Annotated in this window: 1 protein-coding gene and 1 rRNA gene; both read right to left on the reverse strand. The window is 36.2% G+C overall.

Annotated features, from left to right (window positions below; genetic code table 11):
* Window positions 1-117 (reverse strand): 16S ribosomal RNA (locus tag ABP870_RS10615); the annotation flags it as partial.
* A gap of 373 nt (window positions 118-490) precedes the next feature.
* The coding region (locus ABP870_RS10620) for a transposase (protein ID WP_350015309.1) at window positions 491-704 on the reverse strand (214 nt) is incomplete at its 5' end.

Here is a 704-nt window from a genome sequence, read left to right on the forward strand (position 1 = left end):
TTCGCGACTCATTTATATCAAGTGTAGCAAGCTACGGTTGTTATAAATGCGTTCCACTTGCATGTATTAGGCACGCCGCCAGCGTTCGTCCTGAGCCAGGATCAAACTCTCATTTGAACTGTACTCAGTCAGATATCATCTGACTTTTTCTTCTTTTATTGACAGGTTACTTAATGTAACCCGCACGTTTGGTTTCTTTATCCAGTTTTCAAAGGTCTTATCGCCTCCTAAGAGACAACTTCTTTATTTTAACAAACCTCCCGAACTTTGTCAATAACTTTTTTTCAACTTTTTTTCAAAAATCTTATGACAACTATGGGGTGATTTGAGAACTTTTATATATTACTATATTTGCATTGAACTTGTCAAGCTAATTTTGTAACTTTTTCCAAATAATAATATTGTTGCTTTTAAGTGATTCTTGAACATCTATAATTCGCCGCGTTGTAAAATGAAATGCAACAAAAAAGACATGTTTATACCCGTGGTGCTAGTTAATCTTAAAATAATTTAAATTGTAGGCAAGTACCATTTGTTCAATTCGTATCTGTAGCCCAGACAGCCCTCTCGCCAAGGTTTGTTCAATATTAAATAGCCTGCAAAGTGTAGAAAAGCGCGTCTCAATGGTTCGTCTCATCGCCATCAACTGCCAATGGTTATGTTGATTAGCTCCATCCATATTTTGTCGTAAAGGCGTCCATAAA

Origin of the sequence: Streptococcus jiangjianxini, from assembly GCF_040225085.1 — a bacterium.
Lineage (GTDB): Bacteria > Bacillota > Bacilli > Lactobacillales > Streptococcaceae > Streptococcus > Streptococcus jiangjianxini.